The sequence below is a fragment of the Phycicoccus sp. Soil802 genome (genome assembly GCF_001429605.1).
Lineage (GTDB): Bacteria > Actinomycetota > Actinomycetes > Actinomycetales > Dermatophilaceae > Pedococcus.
Window position 1 is genome coordinate 236,513 of record NZ_LMSS01000001.1, and the last position, 18,151, is coordinate 254,663.

Genomic DNA, 18,151 nt, shown 5'->3' on the forward strand with positions numbered 1-18,151 from the left:
CATCGCCGTGGCGCGGCACCTGAGCCTGTCCGCGCGCCAGGACGTCGCCGCGCCGGGGTCGCAACCCGAGGTGGTGTCGGCGTTCTGGAAGGGCATCGACGTCTTCCGGCCCCTCGCGCTGGCCTATGCCGCGTACTCGCTCTGGGACCGCCCGCACGACCTGGTCCGGCCGACCCTCGCCTGGTTGGTGCTGGCGGTGCTCGGCGTCTGGACCGTCTTCCTCGTGTTCTACCGCCGTCGCAGGCTGTGGCTGGTGGTCGTCGAGCTGCTCCTGGCCGCCGGGGCGATCCTCGCGACCAGGCTGGTCGACACGGCCGAGGCGATCGAGGCCGGGAGCCGCACGCTGCCCACGTTCTGGCCCGCGGCGGGGGTGGTCTCGGCGGCCGTGCTGCGCGGTCGCAACGGCGGTCTCGCGGCGGCCGTCTTCATCGGGGTCGTCGACGTGGTCGAGGTCGGCCGGGCAACGCCCAACACCATCAACAACATCGTCCTGCTCCTGCTGATCGGGACGCTCATCGGCTATGCCTGCGACCTGGCCCGCGAGGGCCACGCCAAGCTGCGCGAGGCGCTCGCCCTCGAGGCCAGCGTGCGCGAGCGCGAGCGGTTGGCCCGCACCGTGCACGACGGCGTCCTGCAGACCCTCGCCTTCATCAACCGGCGTGGCACCCAGCTCGGCGGGGAGTCGGCGCAGCTCGGCGCCATGGCAGCCGACCAGGAACGCCTGCTGCGCGCCCTCGTCAGCGGCACGTCGCCGGCCGACACCGAGGCGACCGTCTCGGGGGATGTCGACCTGCGCCAGCTGCTCGGGCGCTACGCCGGCGGCCGGGTGCACCTCGTCGCGCCCGCCGACCCCGTGCTCGTGCCTCCGCGCGTGGCGGGTGAGCTGGTCGCGGCCGTCGGTGCGGCCCTCGACAACGTGCGCGTGCACGCGGGCGAGGAGGCCCAGGCCTGGGTGCTCGTGGAGGACGACGGCGACGAGGTCGGCCTGACCGTGCGCGACAACGGCGTGGGTATGCCGGCGGGTCGCCTCGACGAGGCGGCCGCGGCCGGGAGGATGGGTGCGTCGTCGAGCATCCGGGGTCGGCTCACCGACCTGGGTGGGACGGCCGAGTACGCGGGACGCGAAGGAGCTGGGGTGACCGTGCGGATGCGGGCGCCGAAGGACGGCGGACGAGACGGAGGAGCGCGATGAGCGAGCAGGAGCGGCCCAGCGGCGACGCGGGGACGGAGCCCCCGCGGCAGCCGAGCGTGGTGGTCGCCGACGACCACCCGTTGTGGCGCGACGCCGTGGCCCGCGACCTGGCCGAGGCAGGCATGGCGGTGCTGGCCACGGCCGACGACGGACCGTCTGCGGTCAACCGCACCAAGGCCACCCGGCCGGACGTGCTCGTCCTCGACCTCAACCTGCCCGGGATGCGCGGCCACGAGGTGTGCGCTGCCCTGGGTTCACTGGAGACCCGGGTGCTCGTGCTGTCGGCCTCCGGCGAGCAGCAGGACGTCCTCGAGGCGGTCAAGGCCGGTGCGACCGGCTACCTGGTGAAGTCCGCGTCCCGGGAGCAGATCGTCGAGGCGGTCCGGGCGACGGCGCGTGGTGAGGCCGTCTTCACGCCGGGTCTGGCCGGGCTGGTGCTGGGGGAGTTCCGCAAGCTGTCGACGCAGCCGCAGACCGACCCGTCGCGGCCGATCCCCGAGCTGACCGAGCGGGAGACCGAGGTGCTCAAGCTGGTCGCGACCGGCATGTCCTACAAGGAGATCGCGTCCGACCTGTTCATCTCGCACCGCACCGTGCAGAACCACGTGCAGAACACGCTGGGCAAGCTGCAGCTGCACAACCGGATCGAGCTGGTGCGGTTTGCGATCGCGAAGGGTCTCGACACCCCGGAAGCCTGAGCGGGCCCGGCGACGGGGCCCGGCGGACGCCGGTGCCGAGCCGCTGCGGACCGGGTGCGGAGCCCGGTCAGTCGGAGTCGGCGGCGTCGCTGGAGTCACTGGCCCGCCGGTAGCGCTCGTAGACGACGCCGCCACCGAAGGTCCGGGTCTCGGTGAGCGCGAACCTGACGCGGTCGCTGACCGGCGGCAGGTGGGGGGTGCCGCCGCCGACGACGAGCGGGTAGCGGAACACCCGCAGCTCGTCGACGAGCCCGAGCTCGAACGCCTGGCCCGCCAGGTCCGCCCCGCCGATGGAGACGTCGCGGTCGGTCTCGTCGGCGGCGCGGGCCACCTCCTCGGCCACCGTGCCCCGGGCGATGCGTGCGTTGCCCTGCACGGTCTGGAGGGTGCGGCTGAAGACCACCTTCGGCAACGCGCACCAGACGTCCGCGAACGCCGCACGGTCCTCGGTGGCACGCAAGGACTGGTCGGTCTCCCAGACGAGCATCTCCTCGTACAGTCGGCGGCCGCAGAGGTAGGCGCCGAGCGAGCCGACCTCGGCGAGGTGGGCCCGGAACTGTTCGTCGTCGGGGCCGCCCCAGTCGAACCGGCCCTCCCGGTCCTTGATGAAGCCATCGACCGTGACGCCTATCGAGTACATCAGCATGGCTACCGGCTCCTTGCTCAGGTGGGCAGCTCCACGGTAGTGCGCAGCCCGCCGTCGGGTCGCGGGGTCAGCGTGAGGATCCCGTCGTGCGCTCGCACGATGCTGTCGACGATGGCCAGGCCCAGGCCGACGCCCGCGTGGTCGCTGCGCGCCCGCCCGACGCCGCGCTGGAAGGGCTCGACGAGGGTGGCGACCAGCGCCGGGGTCAGGTGGGCGCCGGTGTTCTCGACCGTCAGCAGGGCGCCGTCGGGTCGGCCGACGGTGGTGACCCAGACGTGGCCGTCGCGGGTCAGGTTGTGCACGATCGCGTTGTGCACGAGGTTGGTCGTCACCTGTTGCAGGAGCGTGGGCGACCCGGTGGCCGGGGCGGCAGCCCCCGACGTCTCGATCGTCACCCCGCGCTGCTCCGCAGTGGGCAGGAGCGTCTCGGCGGCCTCCTCCGCGAGGAGCGACAGGTCGACGTCCTCCCGCGTGAAGGACCGCTGGTCGGCGCGGCTGAGGACGAGCAGCGCCTCGGTGAGGTCGATCGCGCGAGCGTTCACGGACTGCAGCCGGTTCACCAGCTCGCGGTGGTCGACGCCGGGATCCTGGCGCGCCACGTCGAGGAGGGTCTGGGTGACCGCGAGCGGCGTGCGCAGCTCGTGCGAGGCGTTCGCCGCGAACCTCTGCTGTTCAGCGACCCGGGCCTCGACCTTGGCCAGCATGGCGTCGAAGGCGTCGGCCAGCTCGCGGAACTCGTCGCGGCGCCCCTCGAGCCGGATCCGGTGGGACACCGAGCCCGTGCCGGCCAGCCGGGCCGCGTCGGCGATCCGGGTCAGCGGTGCGAGCATCTGCCCCGCGAGGAACCACCCGCCGACCAGGCCGAACACGAGCAGGAACGCCATCGCCTGGCCGGCTCTGGGGGCGAAGGCGTCGAGGAGGTCGCGGCGGCTCGGGCTGAAGGCCGGGCCGAAGTTCGACTCGGTGGGCACGTAACGCAGGAGGAACACCCACACCGTGGCCATCAGCAGGCCGCCGGCGACGATGAGGAAGGCGGCATAGCTGAGGGTCAGCTTCAGGCGGACGCTCAGGCCGGGCGCCCTATCCACGGCCGGCTCCGGCACCGGCGACCGTGGGTTCCTCGTCGGGTCCCGCGTCGATGCGGTAGCCGACGCCGGGCACGGTGACGATGACCCACGGCTCACCGAGCCGCTTGCGCAGCGCGGAGACGGTGATGCGCACCGCGTTGGTGAACGGGTCGGCGTTCTCGTCCCACGCGCGCTCGAGCAGCTCCTCGGCGCTGACGACCCCGCCCTGTGCCGCGACCAGCACCTCGAGGACGGCGAACTGCTTGCGGGTGAGGGCGACGTAGCGACCGTCCCGGTGCACCTCACGGCGGAACGGGTCGAGCCGCACCCCAGCCGCTTCCAGCACGGGTGGCCGGTTCAGCCCGCGCCGCCGGTCCAGCGCCCTCAGCCTGAGCACGAGCTCGCGCAGCTCGAACGGCTTGGTGAGGTAGTCGTCGGCGCCGAGCCCGAACCCCGAGGCCAGGTCGTCTAGCCGGTCCGCGGCGGTGAGCATGAGGATCGGTGTGCCGGTGCCGGAGGCCACGATGTGCCTCGCCACCTCGTCGCCGGACGGGCCGGGGATGTCGCGGTCGAGGACCGCGATGTCGTAGGTGTTGGTGTCCAGGAGCTCCAGCGCGGTGTGCCCGTTGCCGGCGAGGTCGGCGGCGATGGCTTCCAGTCGGAGGCCGTCGCGGATCGCCTCAGCCATGAACGGCTCGTCCTCGACCACCAGCACCCGCATACCCGGGATGCTAACGACCGCCGGCATATCGCCGACGTATGCAAAACCGGATACGCCCCGGCAACAGCGCGCTGGCTTGGGTAGCACCATGATCCCCAACCAGCCGACACCCACCACAGCGCGACCCCCGAAGTCGCGCGTGCTCCTCGTCGTCCTCCTCGCCGCGGTCGCCGCCGGAGTCGTGGCCCTCTCGCCGGTCGAGCTGCGCCACGAGGTCCACACCGTGCCCCGCCCCGGGGTTGCGTCGCAGACCTCGCTGACGCCGCCTCGCGCCGCGATGGTCCCGGCCGCTGACGACGGTCAGGCGGGTCGGGACCCGCGGAGCGTGCCGACCTCGGTGCCCGGCGAGGGCTCCGTGGGCCCGGGCGGCGCGGTCTTCGACGACAGCAGTGCGACGGTGGCCAACCTCGACCCCGCGCTGCTGGACGCCCTCCGGACCGCCGCGACGGCGGCCCTCGACGACGGCGTCGAGCTGCACGTCAACAGCGGCTGGCGCTCGGCGGCCGAGCAGGAGCGGCTGCTCGAGCAGGCGGTGGCGGAGTACGGGTCGGTGAAGGAGGCCAGACGCTGGGTGGCCACCCCGAAGACGTCGGCGCACGTGTCCGGCGATGCCGTCGACCTCGGCCCGTCGGAGGCTGCGCGCTGGCTCGCGCGGCACGGCGCGGCCTACGGGCTGTGCCAGATCTACCGGAACGAGCCCTGGCACTTCGAGCTGCGACAGGGTGCCGCGCTCGACGGCTGTCCATCGATGTATGCCGACCCCACCCAGGACCCACGGATGACGCGATGAGCACGGCGCGGTGGCACGACGTCCTGGGCTCCTACACCGGTGTCGTCGTCCTCACGGTGGCCGCCCTCCCGCTGGTGCTGCAGACGGTCTGGTCGTTGGTCCGCAGGCGGACCGTTCGCGGCAGCAGGTCGGTGGACGCCTGGCGGACCTCGGTCGCCGACGTCGGCATCGTCTACGGGACCGTGCCCTGGGTCTGGCTGACCATGCTCCCGGGCAGCCGGGCGGGTGAGGTCACTGGGGCGGTGAGCCTCGTGCCGCTGCGGGACCTCGAGACCATGTCGACGGTGCAGGTCGTCGGCAACCTGCTCATCTTCGCGGCGCTGGGGTTCCTCACCCCGTTGCGGTTCCCGGCCCTGGCCTCGGTGCCGCGGGTCACCGCACTGGCAGCCGGCTGTTCGGCCCTGATCGAGACGGCGCAGTACGTCCTGCGCCTGGACCGGGTGTCGTCGGTCGACGACGTCCTCCTCAACGCGGCGGGGGCCGGCCTGGCCGCCGTCGTCTCGCTGGCGTCGCGCAGGTCGTACCGGTTCGCCGTCCAGCTCCGTCAGCGCCACCCGTGACCGCGATCCGAGCCGCCTGCCCACCCGCTGGGATGCGCACCTATCCTTGACCGGTGAGCACCACGCAGCACCATGACGCCCTGGCCAGCCTCGCGGCCGGCGCAGCCCTCCCGGCCGCCCAGCAGCCGGAGTGGCCCGACGCCGCCCGCCTCTCCAGCGCCGTCGCCGAGCTCGCGTCCTATCCGCCGCTGGTGTTCGCGGGGGAGTGCGACGTCCTCAAGTCCCGGATGGCCGCCGCCGCGCGCGGTGAGGCCTTCGTGCTCCAGGGCGGCGACTGTGCCGAGACCTTCGCCTCGGCGACGGCCGACAACATCCGCGACCGGGTCAAGACGATCCTCCAGATGGCGGCGGTCCTCACCTACGGTGCGTCCGTCCCGGTGGTCAAGGTCGGCCGGATGGCCGGGCAGTACGCCAAGCCGCGCAGCAGCGGTGCCGAGACGCGCGAGGGAGTGAGCCTCCCGGCCTACCGCGGCGACATGGTCAACGACTTCGAGTTCACGCTCGAGTCGCGCACGCCCGACCCGCAGCGGCTGGTCAAGGCGTACCACGCGAGCACGGCCACCCTGAACCTCGTCCGCGCCTTCACGCAGGGTGGTTTCGCCGACCTGCGTCACGTGCACGACTGGAACCGCGGCTTCGTCGCCAACGCCGCCAACAGCCGTTACGAGCGGCTGGCCAAGGACATCGACAAGGCGATGAAGTTCATGCAGGCCTGTGGCGCCGACTTCGACGCCATGCGCACGACGGAGTTCTTCTCGTCCCACGAGGCCCTCCTCCTCGACTACGAGCGGCCGCTGACGCGGGTCGACAGCCGCACCGGTGAGCTCTACGACACCAGTGGACACTTCATCTGGGTGGGGGAGCGCACCCGCGACATCGACGGGGCGCACATCGACTTCGTGTCGAAGGTGCTCAACCCGATCGGCGTCAAGCTGTCGGCCAAGGCAGAGGTCGACGACGTGTTGCGCCTGATCGACAAGGTCGACCCCGACCGCGAGCCCGGCCGGCTGACCTTCATCACCCGCATGGGTGCCAAGACGGTGCGTGACGCCCTGCCCACCCTGGTCGACAAGATCACCGGCAGCGGCGCCCAGGTCACCTGGATCTGTGACCCGATGCACGGCAACACGTTCGAGTCCGCCAGCGGCTACAAGACGCGCGACTTCGACGACGTCGTGGAGGAGGTGCGCGGGTTCTTCGAGGTGCACCAGGGGCTCGGCACGGTGCCCGGCGGCATCCACGTCGAGCTCACCGGCAACGACGTCACCGAGTGCCTCGGTGGCGCGGAGAAGATCCTCGACGCCGACCTCAACAAGCGCTACGAGACGGTCTGCGACCCGCGGTTGAACCACCAGCAGAGCCTCGAGCTCGCGTTCCTCGTCGCCGAGATGCTGGCCAAGGACTGACCGGATGCCGCCCAGCGCACCACCCGTGCACGTCGACCTGCTCTCCGACACCCTCACCAAGCCCACCGACGCGATGCGACGCGCGATGGCCGGTGCGCCGGTCGGCGACGACGTCTTCGGCGAGGACCCGACGGTCCGGCGGCTCGAGGAGCGGGTGGCCGAGCTGCTCGGCCACGAGGACGCCCTCTTCGCACCGACCGGGTCGATGGCCAACCAGCTCTGCCTACGACTGCACGTCGGCCACGGCGAGGAACTGGTCGCTGACTCGCTCGCGCACGTCCTGCGCGCCGAGATGGGCGCTGCCGCAGTGCTCTCCGGCATCTCGTCGCGGTCGTGGGTGGCCGAGCACGGCCTGCTCGACGCTGCGCAGCCGCTGGCCCTGATGATCCCCGACGGCGGCACCTACCAGGTCAACACCCGGCTGGTCGTGGTCGAGAACACCCACAACTTCGGCGGCGGCACGGTCCAGCCGCTCGACCAGATCGAGGCCCTGCGCGCCGGCACCCGCGACCGGGGAGTCGCGATGCACCTCGACGGCGCCCGCCTCTGGAACGCCCACGTCGCCACCGGTGTCCCGCTCGACACCTACGGCCGGCTGTTCGACACGGTGAGCGTCTGCCTGTCCAAGGGCCTCGGCGCCCCCGTCGGGTCCGTGCTGGCCGGGTCGCGCGAGCTGATGGCCAGCGCCCGGATCTGGCGCAAGCGGTTCGGCGGCGGCATGCGCCAGGTCGGCATCCTCGCGGCGGCCGGCCTGCACGCCCTCGACCACCACCTCGAGCGACTGGCCGACGACCACGCCCGGGCCCGCCGGTTCGCCGAGGCGGCAGCAGCGGCGGCTCCCGGGTCGATCGACCCGCAGCGGGTGCAGACCAACATCGTCGTCCTCGACGTGGCCGGAGCCGGGTGGACTCCCGCGGCCTTCGTCGAGGAGGCGGGCCGACGCGGCATACGCCTCTATCCCGTGAGCACGACTGCGGTGCGGCTGGTCTGGCACCTCGACGTCGACGACGTTGGCACCGACCTCGCCATCACCGAGCTGGTCCCGCTGCTGGCCGACGGTCCGACGAGCTGACGCCCTCAGACGTCGTGGTGCAGCAGCTCGGCCGGCCGGTCCTCGGCCGCAGTGGCACCCGCCGGCCCTGAGCGCCGTCCCAGCAGCTCCACCACGTACATCGCGGTCAGCACCATCGCGCCGCCCACCACCATCCGGGTGGTCAGCGACTCGCCCCCGAGGAGCACGGCGAAGAACGTCGCGAAGACCGGCTCCATGGTCATCACGATCGCCGCGCGGGTCGCAGGCAGGTGCGACTGGGCCCAGGTCTGGGCCCACAGCGCCACGGCACCGGCGATCAGCGCCATGTAGAGCAACGAGGTCCATTGCCCGCCCGTCGCGGGGAGGGTGATCCCGCCGGGCAGGGCCGCCACGAACGTGACTGCCGCGATGACGAAGGCCTGCACGGTCGCCAGCCCGGTGGCCGACTCCGCGGTCGAGTAGCGGCCCAGGCCCACGATGTGCAGGGCGTAGAGCGCCGCGGAGGCCAGGGTCACGGCTTCGCCGTACCCCACCGTGAGTCCGCGCAGCGACAGCACCGCGAGCCCGGCCGTCGCGAGCAGCACCGCCAGCCAGGTCGTGCGGTTGACCCGGTCGCGCAGCAGCAGTGCCCCGAAGACGGGGGTCAGCACGACGTAGGTGCCCGTGACGAAACCCGACACCGAGGCCGGGGTGTGCTCCAGGCCGATGGTCTGGAGCAGCTGGGCGAGACCGTAGAGGACGCCGAGCACCACCCCGATGAGGACCTCGCGACGGCTCAGCGCGAGCGTCTGGCGCCGGAAGACCACGGCCATGACGACCGCGGCGATCGCGAACCGCACGGTGAGGAAGTCGGCCGATGGGACGTGCGCCACGAGGTCGTGGATGAGGAAGAAGGTCGAGCCCCAGACCGCGGTGACCGAGACGAGCAGCAGCGTCGCGAGACGGCTGGCGGGAAGGCGGCTGGACACCTCGCGGTCAGACAACTCAGACGACGACGAGCTTGATGGTGCTGCCCTTGGGCTGTTCGGTGTTGGCGCCGGGCTCCTGGCTGCGGACGGTGCCGAAGATGCCGCCCATGAAGCGCTCCACGACGACCTTGAACCCCGCGCCCTCGAGGATCGCCTTGGCCTCGGCCTCCTGCTTGCCCTGCACGTCGGGCACCTTGACCAGGACCGGGCCCTTGGAGACCACGAGCTTGACCGGGTCGCCCTTGAAGAGGGTGCCACCGGCCGGCGACTGGGAGATCACGTTGCCCTTGGCCACGGTGTCGCTGTTGGCCTGCTCGGTGGCGTCGACCTCGAGCCCGGCCTTGGACAGCGCGTCGACCGCCTCGCTGGCGGGCTTGTTGGTGAAGTCGGTGACCTGGATCGGCTGACGGCCCTTCGAGACCACGAGGTTGACCTTGGTGCCGCGCTTGAGCTGCGTGCCGACCTTCGGGTCGACGCCCACCACGAGACCGGCGGCGATGCTGTCGTCGAAGGCCTCCTTGGTGGTGCCGACGGTGAGCTTGGCCGCGGTGATCTGGTCCCGCGCCTCGGCTGCGGACTTCTTGACGACGTTCGGCACGGCATACCGCTCCGGGCCCTTGGACACGGTGACCTTGACGTCGGTGCCGCGGCGGACCTCCTGGCCGGCGCCCGGGTCGGTCGACATGACGATGCCCTTGGGCACCGACTCGTCGAAGCTCTCCACCTGCTCGGCGCCGAGGTGCGCGCGCTCGAGGGCGGTCTGCGCCTGCGCGAAGGTGAGCTTGGTCGTCTGCGGCACCACGGTGGGCGAGCCCGGGCCGGCCAGGAACCACCACGCGGCGAGGCCGGCGACCAGGGCGACCCCGAGGGCGGCCCAGATCCACCGCCAGGGTCCGCGGCGCTCGTCCTCGTCGTAGGTGTCGACGACGCGGCCGTGCAGCACCGGGGGAGTGGTCGGGGTGCGGTCGATCGGGAGCGCCACCGGGGGGAGCGGTCGGGCGCCCTGCGCGACGTGCCGCGGCTCGTGCTGCACCGGCAGCGCGCTGGTCCGCTCGACGGCCACCGTGCTCGCGCCACCACCCAGGGCGGCCGGGCCCTCGGGGCGACGGTCCAGCTCGGTGGCGGTCAGCATCGCGCGCGACTTGCGGACCTCGGCGAGGAAGTCCTCGGCGTCGTGGGGCCGCTGGTCGGGGTCGCGGGAGGTGGCCAGCGCCACCAGGGCGTCGAGCTCGCTCGGCACCGAGCTCACCCGCGAGGAGGGAGCCGGGATCGAGCCGTGCACGTGCTGGTAGGCGATGTGGATCGGCGTGTCGCCGGTGAACGCCTTGGTGCCGGTCAGCATCTCGAACAGGATCAAGCCGGCGGCGTAGACGTCGCTGCGGGCGTCGGCGATGCCGCGCTCGACCTGTTCGGGGGACAGGTAGGCCACCGTGCCGAGCAGGACGCCGGTCTGGGAGTGCGAGGTCTGGTTGGAGACCGCCCGGGCGAGCCCGAAGTCGGCCACCTTCACGGTGCCGTCGCCCTCACGCAGGATGATGTTCTCGGGCTTGACGTCGCGGTGGATGATGCCGCCCCGGTGCGCGGCGCCGAGCGCCTGTAGCACCGGACCCATGATGTCGAGGGTGGCTCGCGGGGTGAGCGGGCCCTCGGCCTTCATCACCTCACGCAGCGTCTGGCCGGGCACGTACTCCATGGCCAGGAACATGTGCCCGTCGTCCTCGCCCTGGTCGAAGACCGACACGACGTTGGGGTGCGAGAGCCGGGCGGCGGAGCGCGCCTCGCGCTTGAACCGGCTGACGAAGGCGTCGTCCTGGGCCAGGTCGTGACGCAGCACCTTGAGGGCCACGTCGCGGTCGAGCCGGGTGTCGAGGGCAAGGTAGACCGACGCCATTCCACCGTCGGCAATGTGCGACAGGACGCGGTAACGCCCGTCGAACACACGACCGAGCAACGACTCGGTGACACCTGAAGACACCCGCAAAGTGTAGGAGGTCTCGCTGGTCATCTCGCGCAGGCGGGTCCGTGGGTGGTGTCCGGGCTCACATCAGGTCCGTGGCACGCGGGGTGCCAGCCGGGCGCAGGCCCGGCCTCACATGCGGGCGCGGTGCGCCTTGATGCTGGCCACGTAGACCTTGGTGTCGGCGTACATGCCGTGCGTCTGCACCGAGTAGAGGCCCTGGTAGTACCCGGCGATCGCCTGGTCGAGGTTCTTCGCCGAGCGGGTCAGGGAGCGCAGGATGACGACACCGGCAGTGATGTTGTCCTGGGTGCGCAGCAGGTTGAGCGGGCGACCGGCCATGTCCGAGGCCCACTGCCCCGAGGAGGGGATGACCTGCATGACGCCGATGGCGTTGGCGACCGAGACCTGCCGCTGGTTCCAGCCGGACTCCTGCCACCCGACGGCGAGCGCCAGCTTGGGGTCCACACCGTGCCGACGGGCCGTCGCGATGATCATGGCCTTCGTCTGGCTGCGGCTCGGCACGGAGGTCCTGGCCAGCGCGGCACGGTTGCGGTTGGCCGCGTTGACCGTCGAGCGGGGGTAGGTGCGTCCCGCGAAGGTGTTGGAGCTCGCCGCGCTCTTGGCCGGCTTGGCGGGCACCCGGAGCCGCTGGCCCGGGTGGATGACCGAGCGTGCCGACAGGTGGTTGGTCTTGAGCAGGGCCGCGAGGGTGGTGCCGTGCTTCACGGCGATGCCGCTCAGGGTGTCGCCCGGGCGGACCGTGTATGCCGCGGAGCCGGCCCGCCGGGTCGCCGCCGGAGTCGTCCCGCGCACCTTGATGAGCTGGCCCGGGTGGATGACGCTGCGGGCGCTCAGGTGGTTCAGGGAGTAGACGGTCGCGAGGGACGTCCTGGTGCGGGCGGCGATGGCGCTGAGGGTGTCGCCGCTGCGCACCCGGTAGGTGGTGGTCGACACCGTCCGGGCGGTGGGTCGGCTCGCATGGGCGGCGCCGGCACCGGGGATCCGGATCTTCTGGCCGACCTGCAGGACCGAACGGGTCGACAGCCGGTTGGCCTTGAGCAGGGCCGCGAGCGAGACGCCCTTGCGGACCGCGATGTGGCTGAGGGTGTCCCCGGAGCGCACGACGTAGGTGGCCCGCTTGATCGCGGCGGCACGCGCTGCTGCTGCTGCCCTCGCCCGGGCGGCCTCGGCCCGCGCCTGGGCGGCGGTCTTCGGCACGGAGAGGCGCTGGCCGATGGAGAGGTGGTTGCCGCCACCCCTGAGGTGGTTGCGCGACGCGAGCACGCCGGTGGTGGTGCCCGTCCGGTCGGCGATGGCGGCGAGGGTGTCGCCACTGCGCACCGTGTAGGTGGTCCAGCCGTGCGGGGCGGGCTTGGCCCTCTGCACGACTGCGACCGGCGCCTGGAGGGTGGCCGAAGGGAGCGCTGCGGGAGCGATCACTGGAGACATCGGGGGCGGCTGCCTTTCCGGGCGATCTGTGGGCGATCTGTGGGCGAACGGTGGGCGTTCCTGGGTCGCGGCGTGCGGGCCGCGGGGCTGGTGCATCAGTCGGTGCTGGAGTGGACAGTGTGACGACTGTGACGAATGTGAAAGGTACACCATTCGGGCACTCCCATATCGACTTACATCGATGTAATTCACTTTCGCGAGCGATTTGCTTTGCCTGCTCCGGCTGGCACTCTTGTCCCGTGACCGAACAGCCCCCGGCGGATGCCGAGCCCTCGCTGGAAGCCCTCGTCGGCTCCTGGCTGACCGTCCCCGACGTCGCCGAGCGGATGGGCATCGCCCTGTCGGCCGTCCGGCGGCTGATCGAGGAGCGCGAGCTGCTGAGTGCCCGCATCGGTGAGCGCAGGGTCGTGGCCGTGCCCGAGCAGTTCCTCCACGAGGACGTCTTCCGGCACCTGCGGGGCACCTTCACGGTGCTCGGTGACGGTGGGCTCGACGACGAGGAGATCCTGCGCTGGCTGTTCACCCCCGACCCGACGCTGCGGGTCCCGGGCACGCCAGTCGACAACCTCGCGGCCGGGTTCAAGACCGAGGTGCGGCGCCGGGCCATGGAGCAGGCCTTCTAAGCCCCTGGCAGGAACCTTTGCTAGCAAGGCATCCGCGTTGACGGACAGGTTGCAAGCTGTCCATCAACGAGTTTCCTTTGCTAGCAAAGGAAACTCGTCGGGGCGAGGGGTCAGTTGGCTCGGCTGGTCGCGCTGTCGATCAGCTGGTCGAGCACGCCGGTCGCCTCGGGCGACAGGTCACGCGTCGACTTCAGGGCCATCCGTGCCGACCCCGCGAGGCGGGCGATGTCGGCCTCCACGGCGTCGACGGCCCCGGCCGCGGTGATGGCGTCGCGCAGCCGCTGGACGACCTCGTCGTCGAGGGTCGGGTCGCCGAGCCGGCTCTCGATGAGCTCGCGCCCTGCGTCGTCCGCCCCGGCCAGGGCGTGGGCGACCAGCACGGTGCGCTTGCCCTCGCGCAGGTCGTCGCCCGCGGGCTTGCCGGTGGCCGCCGGGTCGCCGAAGACGCCCAGCAGGTCGTCGCGCAGCTGGAAGGCCTGCCCGAGGTCGAGCCCGTAGCGCGACAGCGCGGCGAGGTCGTCGTCCGAGGCGCCGCCGGCGGTCGCGCCGATGAGGAGGGGGTGCTCGACCGTGTACTTGGCGCTCTTGAACCGGATCACGTGCTCAGCCCGCTCGACCCGCTCGCTGGTGGGCACGCCGTCCCAGGACCGGGCGGACTCCACGACGTCGAGGAACTGGCCACCCATCAGCTGGGTGCGCATCCGGTCGAAGACGCCACGCCCGCGCTCGAGGTGGTCCGGATCGAGGCCGGACGTCGCGTAGATCTCCTCGGTCCAGTTGAGGCACAGGTTGCCGGCCAGGATCGCCCCGGCCACCCCGAACCGGGTGGCGTCGCCCGACCAGGACTCGCGCTCGTGTCGCGCCGCGAGCGAACGGTGCGCAGCCGGCATACCCCGTCGGGTGTCGCTGTCGTCCATGACGTCGTCGTGGATCAACGCGGCCGCCTGGAAGAACTCCATCGCGGTCGCGACGCGGACCACGGCGTCGGAGTCGGGCTGGCCCGCGGCGCGGTAGCCCCAGTAGAGGAAGGCGGCCCGGAGCCGCTTGCCGCCGGTGAGCAGGCGGGCGACGGCGCCGAGCAGCTCCTGGGCGTCGGGGCCCACCTCGGCGAGGACGGTCGCCTGGTGGGCGAGGACGTCGTCGACCGTGGCCTGGACCCGCTCACGCAGGGAGGCGGCGTCGAGCGGGCTGGTCACCACGCGTTCCTCCCAGGCGGCTGTCGGTCCGAGGATGTCTCATCCTGTGCTGGCCCCGAGCCTACGGCGTGACGCCTCGACTAGTCTCACCGCCATGGCTTTGGTGCACACGTCACGCGACGGGCGACCGGGGAGGGAGCCGCAGTCGATCCCCGGCATGCTGGCCGCCGACCACCCGTCGATCAGCTTCGAGTTCTTCCCGCCGAAGGACGACGCGGGGGAGTCGGTGCTCTGGGACGCCATCCGGCGGCTGGAGTCGGTCCGGCCCGACTTCGTGTCGGTCACCTACGGCGCCGGCGGCTCGAACCAGGACCGCACCGTGCGGGTCACCGAGCGGATCGCCCGCGAGACCACGCTGACCCCGCTGGCCCACCTCACCTGCGTGGGCGCGTCGGTCGCCGCGCTGCGCCAGGTGGTCGGGCTGTATGCCGCGAGCGGCGTCCGCAACATCCTCGCCCTGCGCGGTGACCCGCCGGGCGACCCCGGCGGCGAGTGGACCGCGCACCCCGAGGGCCTCAACCACGCGACCGACCTGGTCGAGCTCGTGCGGACCCTGGGCGACTTCACCATCGGCGTCGCGGCGTTCCCGGACGTCCACCCGGCCTCGCCGAGCTTCGAGCACGACGTCGACGTCATGGTCCGCAAGGCCGACGCCGGCGCGAGCTTCGCGATCACCCAGATGGTCTTCGACGCCGACTCCTACCTGCGGTTGCGCGATGCCGTCGCCGCCCGCCGCGACCTGCCGATCACCCCTGGCCTGATGCCGGTGACCAACTTCAAGCAGGTCGCGCGGATGTCCGAGCTGATGGGTACCCCGCTGCCCGAGGCCGTGGTGCAGCGGCTGCAGGCCGTGTCGGACGACCCCGCCGCCACGCGCGAGGTCGGCGTGCAGATCGCCACCGAGCTCGCCGACCGGATGCTCTCGGAGGGCGCGCCGGGGCTGCACTTCATCACCATGAACCGCTCGACCGCGACCCTCGAGGTCTACCGCAACCTCGACCTCGGGGCCAGGACCGCCGCCAGCCGGGCCTGACCGCCGCGAGTGAGAGGGCCGCCGAGACGAGGGCGGGACACGAGCCGGGCGCAGGCTCCCCTCATGGCTGCGTCACGGTTCGTGTCCCGCTGCCGCACTCCCCCGAACGCGACGGGGACCACCTTCCCGCGCGGTCGCCGGCCGGCGCATCCGTACACGTACTCAGATGACTTGGTGTCAGATCGCGTGACTTGGTGTCAGATCGCGCGGTCTCCGATGACGTCTCGGATCAGTCGCGGGTGGTGAAGGCCCGGGCGAGCGCCGCCGCGCCCGACAGCACGACCACGGCCAGCCCGTAGGTCGTCGCGGTCCGCTCGAGACCCAGGTGGGGAGCGGCGAACCCCGCCGCGACCGCCGGCAGCCCGAACGCCAGGTAGCTCACGACGAACACGCTGGAGAACAGCTCGCCGCGCTGCTCCGGCCCGACCGTCGGGGTGATCGAGCGCATGATCCCGAGGAACGACGTCCCGAAGCCGGAGCCCGCGACCACGGCGGCGAGCAGGAAGCCCACCAGCGACTCGGCGTGCAGGGCCACCAGCGTCAGGATCGTGCCGAGGGCGAGCATGGTCGTGCCGTAGAGGGTGATCTCGCGGGGCGAGCGACGTCGGCCGAGGAAGGAGCTGAGCGCGCCGACCCCGGTGAGGACCGCCACGACGGCGCCCTGCTCGAGGTGGGTGCGGCCGCCCAGGAGCTGACCGACGATCGGCGCACCGAGGGAGAGGTAGAGGCCACCGGTGGCCCAGCCGGCGAAGAGTGCGGGGGCGCTGCGCCGGAAGGCGGGTCGGGCGGCCACGGGGATGCCGACCCGGGGCCGCAGCGAGCGCCGCCAGCCCTCGTGCCGGGGTGAGGTCTCCGGAAGCGCCAGGACGCCCACGGCGAGGGCGACGTAGAGCACCGTGAGGCTGGCGAAGACGATCGGCAGCGCGTGCGTGGTCGCGTCGAGCGCCACCCCGGCGACCAGGGCGCCGGCAGCGAGGCCGAACAGCGGGGTGACGCTGTTGAGGGTGGCGGCGAGGCCGGGACGGTTGCGGGGCTCGAGGTCGACGACCGCAGCGGACATGGTCGACATCAACAGGCCCGCGGCGACGCCCTGCACGGCTCGGGACACCATCAGCGTCGCGACGCCGTCGGCGTGCCAGAACCCGACCATGCTCACGGCGAGGACGACGAAGCCGGTCGCCAGCACCGGGCGGCGGCCGATGTGGTCCGACAGTGACCCGGTCACCAGGAGGGTCGCCAGGAGGGTGAGCGCGTAGACCCCGAAGATGGTGGTCATCGTGCCGGGCGAGAAGCCGATCTCGGCCTGCAGCACGGGGTAGAACGGCGACGGGGCGCTCGCACCGACCATCATCGCGACGACGGTCGTGAGGGCGAGCACGAAGGCCGGCCGACGAGCGAGACGCAGCCGGCCCGGCCGGTCCTGGGCGGTCGTGGGGGTCGGGGTGCTGCCCCTCGTGCCGGCGGTGCTGCTCACGGTCGGGCTGGTGGTGCCGGTCGGGATGCTGCTGGTCGCGCTCATGACGGGCCTCTCGGACGAAAACAACGGTTCGATATTTGTCGAACTGTCATTCCGGCCGGGGCATTCCCGATTCCACCGAATTGGTTCGAGTATTATCGAACCATGCCCGCCAACCAGGTGCTCCCGCACCCTGACCTCGCCGACGTGACGCTCACCGACGTGCTCTTCGCGCTGAGTGACCCCGCCCGGCTCCAGATCGTCCGGGACCTCGCGGACGGTCCGCTCGAGATGGCCCAGTGTGGCGCGACCAACCCGGCGCTGCCCAAGTCGACCAAGTCGCACCTGATGAAGGTCCTGCGCGAAGCGGGGGTGATCCGCAACGAGCCACGCGGTCGCGAGCGCCTGGTGTCGCTGCGGCGCGAGGAGCTCGACGCGGCCTTCCCCGGACTGCTCGACAGCGTCCTCGGCGCCACCCGCTGACCCGGCCGGACGGCATACCCGCGTCGTGGGGGTCGCTCAGCCCTGGGGTGAGGGGCGCAGCTGGCCCACGAGGGGCACGACGTCGGCGATGGAGTCCACGATCCGGGTGGGCTGGTAGGGGAACCGGCCCACCTGCTCCGGGCGGGTGGACCCGGTCAGCACGAGCACGGTGCGCAGGCCCGCCTCGAGGCCGCTGATCACGTCGGTGTCCATCCGGTCGCCGATCATCACCGTCGACTCGGAGTGGGCGTCGATCCGGTTGAGCGCGCTGCGCATCATCAGGGGGTTCGGCTTGCCGACGAAGTAGGGCTGGTGGCCGGTCGCCGTGCTGATCAGCGCCGCGACGGAGCCGGTGGCAGGCAGCATCCCCAAGGGGCTGGGTCCGCTGACGTCGGGGTTCGTGGCGATGAACCGGGCGCCCGCCTCGATGAGCCGGATCGCCTTGGTGATCGCCTCGAACGAGTACGTCCGGGTCTCGCCCAGGACCACGTAGTCCGGGTCGCGCTCGGTCATCGTGTAGCCCACCTCGTGCAGGGCGGTCGTCAGGCCGGCCTCACCCACCACGAAGGCGCTCCCACCCGGCCGTTGGTCGGCGAGGAACTGCGCGGTCGCCAGGGCCGAGGTCCAGATCGACTCCTCGGGCACGTCGATCCCGCTCGCCAGCAGGCGGGCTCGCAGGTCGCGCGGTGTGAAGATCGAGTTGTTCGTCAGGACGAGGAAGCGCGTGCCGGACTCCTGCAGGGCGGCGATGAACTCGGGCGCTCCGGGGATGACGCTCTCCTCGTGGACGAGGACGCCGTCCATGTCGGTGAGCCAGCACTCGACGGGCTTCGGGGTGGTCATGCGTCCATTGTGCCGACTTGTGCTGCG

General features: G+C 72.0%; 18 protein-coding genes. 9 read left to right on the forward strand and 9 right to left on the reverse strand.

The features are described from left to right. The first annotated feature begins 7 nt into the window (after nucleotides 1–7). Together macS and ASG91_RS01060 are read left to right on the forward strand one after the other, a co-directional pair. Entirely contained in the window at nucleotides 8–1,192 is a 1,185-nt protein-coding gene (gene macS / locus ASG91_RS01055; protein WP_056920765.1) for a MacS family sensor histidine kinase, read from the forward strand. Then, entirely contained in the window at nucleotides 1,189–1,890 is a 702-nt protein-coding gene (locus tag ASG91_RS01060; RefSeq protein WP_056920766.1) for a response regulator transcription factor, read from the forward strand. The genes macS and ASG91_RS01060 overlap by 4 nt, the downstream gene beginning before the upstream one ends. 67 nt (nucleotides 1,891–1,957) lie before the next feature. Here the strand turns inward: ASG91_RS01060 and ASG91_RS01065 are convergent, their stop codons facing one another. From ASG91_RS01065 to ASG91_RS01075, 3 genes are read right to left on the reverse strand one after another with little or no spacing between them, the layout of a single operon-like run. Beyond that, complete coding sequence (locus ASG91_RS01065) at nucleotides 1,958–2,536, reverse strand: dihydrofolate reductase family protein (RefSeq protein ID WP_056920767.1); 579 nt, start codon at nucleotides 2,534–2,536, stop codon at nucleotides 1,958–1,960. A 17-nt stretch (nucleotides 2,537–2,553) separates the two neighbouring features. Then, complete coding sequence (locus ASG91_RS01070) at nucleotides 2,554–3,624, reverse strand: HAMP domain-containing sensor histidine kinase (protein WP_056921200.1); 1,071 nt, start codon at nucleotides 3,622–3,624, stop codon at nucleotides 2,554–2,556. Continuing rightward, complete coding sequence (locus ASG91_RS01075; RefSeq protein ID WP_056920768.1) at nucleotides 3,617–4,324, reverse strand: response regulator transcription factor; 708 nt, start codon at nucleotides 4,322–4,324, stop codon at nucleotides 3,617–3,619. Before ASG91_RS01075 ends, ASG91_RS01070 begins: the two co-directional genes overlap by 8 nt. 88 nt (nucleotides 4,325–4,412) lie before the next feature. Here ASG91_RS01075 and ASG91_RS01080 point away from each other — a divergent pair, with 88 nt between their 5' ends. The 4 genes from ASG91_RS01080 to ASG91_RS01095 are packed head-to-tail and all read left to right on the forward strand — an operon-like array spanning nucleotide 4,413 to nucleotide 8,152. Then, nucleotides 4,413–5,114 carry a M15 family metallopeptidase gene (locus ASG91_RS01080; RefSeq protein ID WP_056920769.1) on the forward strand — a complete coding sequence of 234 codons (702 nt, stop codon included), beginning with the start codon at nucleotides 4,413–4,415 and terminating at the stop codon, nucleotides 5,112–5,114. After that, on the forward strand, nucleotides 5,111–5,674 hold the full coding sequence (locus ASG91_RS01085) for a VanZ family protein (protein WP_056920770.1): 564 nt from the start codon (nucleotides 5,111–5,113) through the stop codon (nucleotides 5,672–5,674). Before ASG91_RS01080 ends, ASG91_RS01085 begins: the two co-directional genes overlap by 4 nt. A gap of 53 nt (nucleotides 5,675–5,727) precedes the next feature. After that, nucleotides 5,728–7,080 carry a class II 3-deoxy-7-phosphoheptulonate synthase gene (locus ASG91_RS01090; protein WP_082593809.1) on the forward strand — a complete coding sequence of 451 codons (1,353 nt, stop codon included), beginning with the start codon at nucleotides 5,728–5,730 and terminating at the stop codon, nucleotides 7,078–7,080. A gap of 4 nt (nucleotides 7,081–7,084) precedes the next feature. Then, a complete protein-coding gene (locus tag ASG91_RS01095) occupies nucleotides 7,085–8,152 on the forward strand; it encodes a low specificity L-threonine aldolase (protein ID WP_200961194.1) in 1,068 nt (355 codons plus the stop codon). 5 nt (nucleotides 8,153–8,157) lie between these two features. Here the strand turns inward: ASG91_RS01095 and ASG91_RS01100 are convergent, their stop codons facing one another. The 3 genes from ASG91_RS01100 to ASG91_RS01110 form a co-directional block, all read right to left on the reverse strand. Next, nucleotides 8,158–9,081, reverse strand: coding sequence for a DMT family transporter (locus tag ASG91_RS01100; protein ID WP_056921202.1), 924 nt, complete (start codon nucleotides 9,079–9,081; stop codon nucleotides 8,158–8,160). A gap of 16 nt (nucleotides 9,082–9,097) precedes the next feature. After that, complete coding sequence (gene pknB, locus ASG91_RS01105) at nucleotides 9,098–11,056, reverse strand: Stk1 family PASTA domain-containing Ser/Thr kinase (protein ID WP_056921203.1); 1,959 nt, start codon at nucleotides 11,054–11,056, stop codon at nucleotides 9,098–9,100. 114 nt (nucleotides 11,057–11,170) lie between these two features. After that, entirely contained in the window at nucleotides 11,171–12,490 is a 1,320-nt protein-coding gene (locus ASG91_RS01110; RefSeq protein WP_082592571.1) for a lytic transglycosylase domain-containing protein, read from the reverse strand. A 239-nt stretch (nucleotides 12,491–12,729) separates the two neighbouring features. Between ASG91_RS01110 and ASG91_RS01115 the strand changes: the two genes are divergently transcribed. Then, nucleotides 12,730–13,113 (forward strand): Rv2175c family DNA-binding protein, encoded by a 384-nt coding sequence (locus tag ASG91_RS01115; protein WP_056920773.1) that lies wholly within the window; start codon nucleotides 12,730–12,732, stop codon nucleotides 13,111–13,113. 110 nt (nucleotides 13,114–13,223) lie between these two features. Here ASG91_RS01115 and ASG91_RS01120 read toward each other — a convergent pair whose 3' ends face one another. After that, the gene (locus ASG91_RS01120; protein WP_056920774.1) at nucleotides 13,224–14,309 is read right to left on the reverse strand and encodes a polyprenyl synthetase family protein; all 1,086 of its coding nucleotides are present in this window, start codon (nucleotides 14,307–14,309) and stop codon (nucleotides 13,224–13,226) included. Nucleotides 14,310–14,403: 94 nt separating this feature from the next. On the opposite strand from ASG91_RS01120, the gene metF reads away from it, so the two are divergent. Continuing rightward, nucleotides 14,404–15,342 carry a methylenetetrahydrofolate reductase [NAD(P)H] gene (gene metF / locus ASG91_RS01125; RefSeq protein WP_056920775.1) on the forward strand — a complete coding sequence of 313 codons (939 nt, stop codon included), beginning with the start codon at nucleotides 14,404–14,406 and terminating at the stop codon, nucleotides 15,340–15,342. A gap of 229 nt (nucleotides 15,343–15,571) precedes the next feature. Here metF and ASG91_RS01130 read toward each other — a convergent pair whose 3' ends face one another. Then, entirely contained in the window at nucleotides 15,572–16,861 is a 1,290-nt protein-coding gene (locus tag ASG91_RS01130; RefSeq protein ID WP_082593811.1) for an MFS transporter, read from the reverse strand. A 102-nt stretch (nucleotides 16,862–16,963) separates the two neighbouring features. On the opposite strand from ASG91_RS01130, the gene ASG91_RS01135 reads away from it, so the two are divergent. Further along, complete coding sequence (locus ASG91_RS01135; RefSeq protein ID WP_056920776.1) at nucleotides 16,964–17,281, forward strand: helix-turn-helix transcriptional regulator; 318 nt, start codon at nucleotides 16,964–16,966, stop codon at nucleotides 17,279–17,281. Nucleotides 17,282–17,317: 36 nt separating this feature from the next. Here ASG91_RS01135 and ASG91_RS01140 read toward each other — a convergent pair whose 3' ends face one another. Further along, nucleotides 17,318–18,124: an HAD-IIA family hydrolase gene (locus ASG91_RS01140; RefSeq protein WP_056920777.1), complete on the reverse strand. Its 807-nt coding sequence runs from the start codon at nucleotides 18,122–18,124 to the stop codon at nucleotides 17,318–17,320. Between the last annotated feature and the right edge of the window lie 27 nt (nucleotides 18,125–18,151).

Bases quoted from the DNA above. Each gene is read 5' to 3' on its own strand.
- ASG91_RS01075 (WP_056920768.1), bottom strand. From the start codon at position 4,324: ATGCGGGTGCTGGTGGTCGAGGACGAGCCGTTCATGGCTGAGGCGATC.
- ASG91_RS01130 (WP_082593811.1), bottom strand. From the start codon at position 16,861: ATGAGCGCGACCAGCAGCATCCCGACCGGCACCACCAGCCCGACCGTG.
- ASG91_RS01060 (WP_056920766.1), top strand. From the start codon at position 1,189: ATGAGCGAGCAGGAGCGGCCCAGCGGCGACGCGGGGACGGAGCCCCCG.
- ASG91_RS01110 (WP_082592571.1), bottom strand. From the start codon at position 12,490: ATGTCTCCAGTGATCGCTCCCGCAGCGCTCCCTTCGGCCACCCTCCAG.
- metF (WP_056920775.1), top strand. From the start codon at position 14,404: ATGGCTTTGGTGCACACGTCACGCGACGGGCGACCGGGGAGGGAGCCG.
- ASG91_RS01080 (WP_056920769.1), top strand. From the start codon at position 4,413: ATGATCCCCAACCAGCCGACACCCACCACAGCGCGACCCCCGAAGTCG.
- ASG91_RS01065 (WP_056920767.1), bottom strand. From the start codon at position 2,536: ATGCTGATGTACTCGATAGGCGTCACGGTCGATGGCTTCATCAAGGAC.
- ASG91_RS01085 (WP_056920770.1), top strand. From the start codon at position 5,111: ATGAGCACGGCGCGGTGGCACGACGTCCTGGGCTCCTACACCGGTGTC.
- ASG91_RS01095 (WP_200961194.1), top strand. From the start codon at position 7,085: ATGCCGCCCAGCGCACCACCCGTGCACGTCGACCTGCTCTCCGACACC.
- ASG91_RS01135 (WP_056920776.1), top strand. From the start codon at position 16,964: ATGCCCGCCAACCAGGTGCTCCCGCACCCTGACCTCGCCGACGTGACG.
- ASG91_RS01140 (WP_056920777.1), bottom strand. From the start codon at position 18,124: ATGACCACCCCGAAGCCCGTCGAGTGCTGGCTCACCGACATGGACGGC.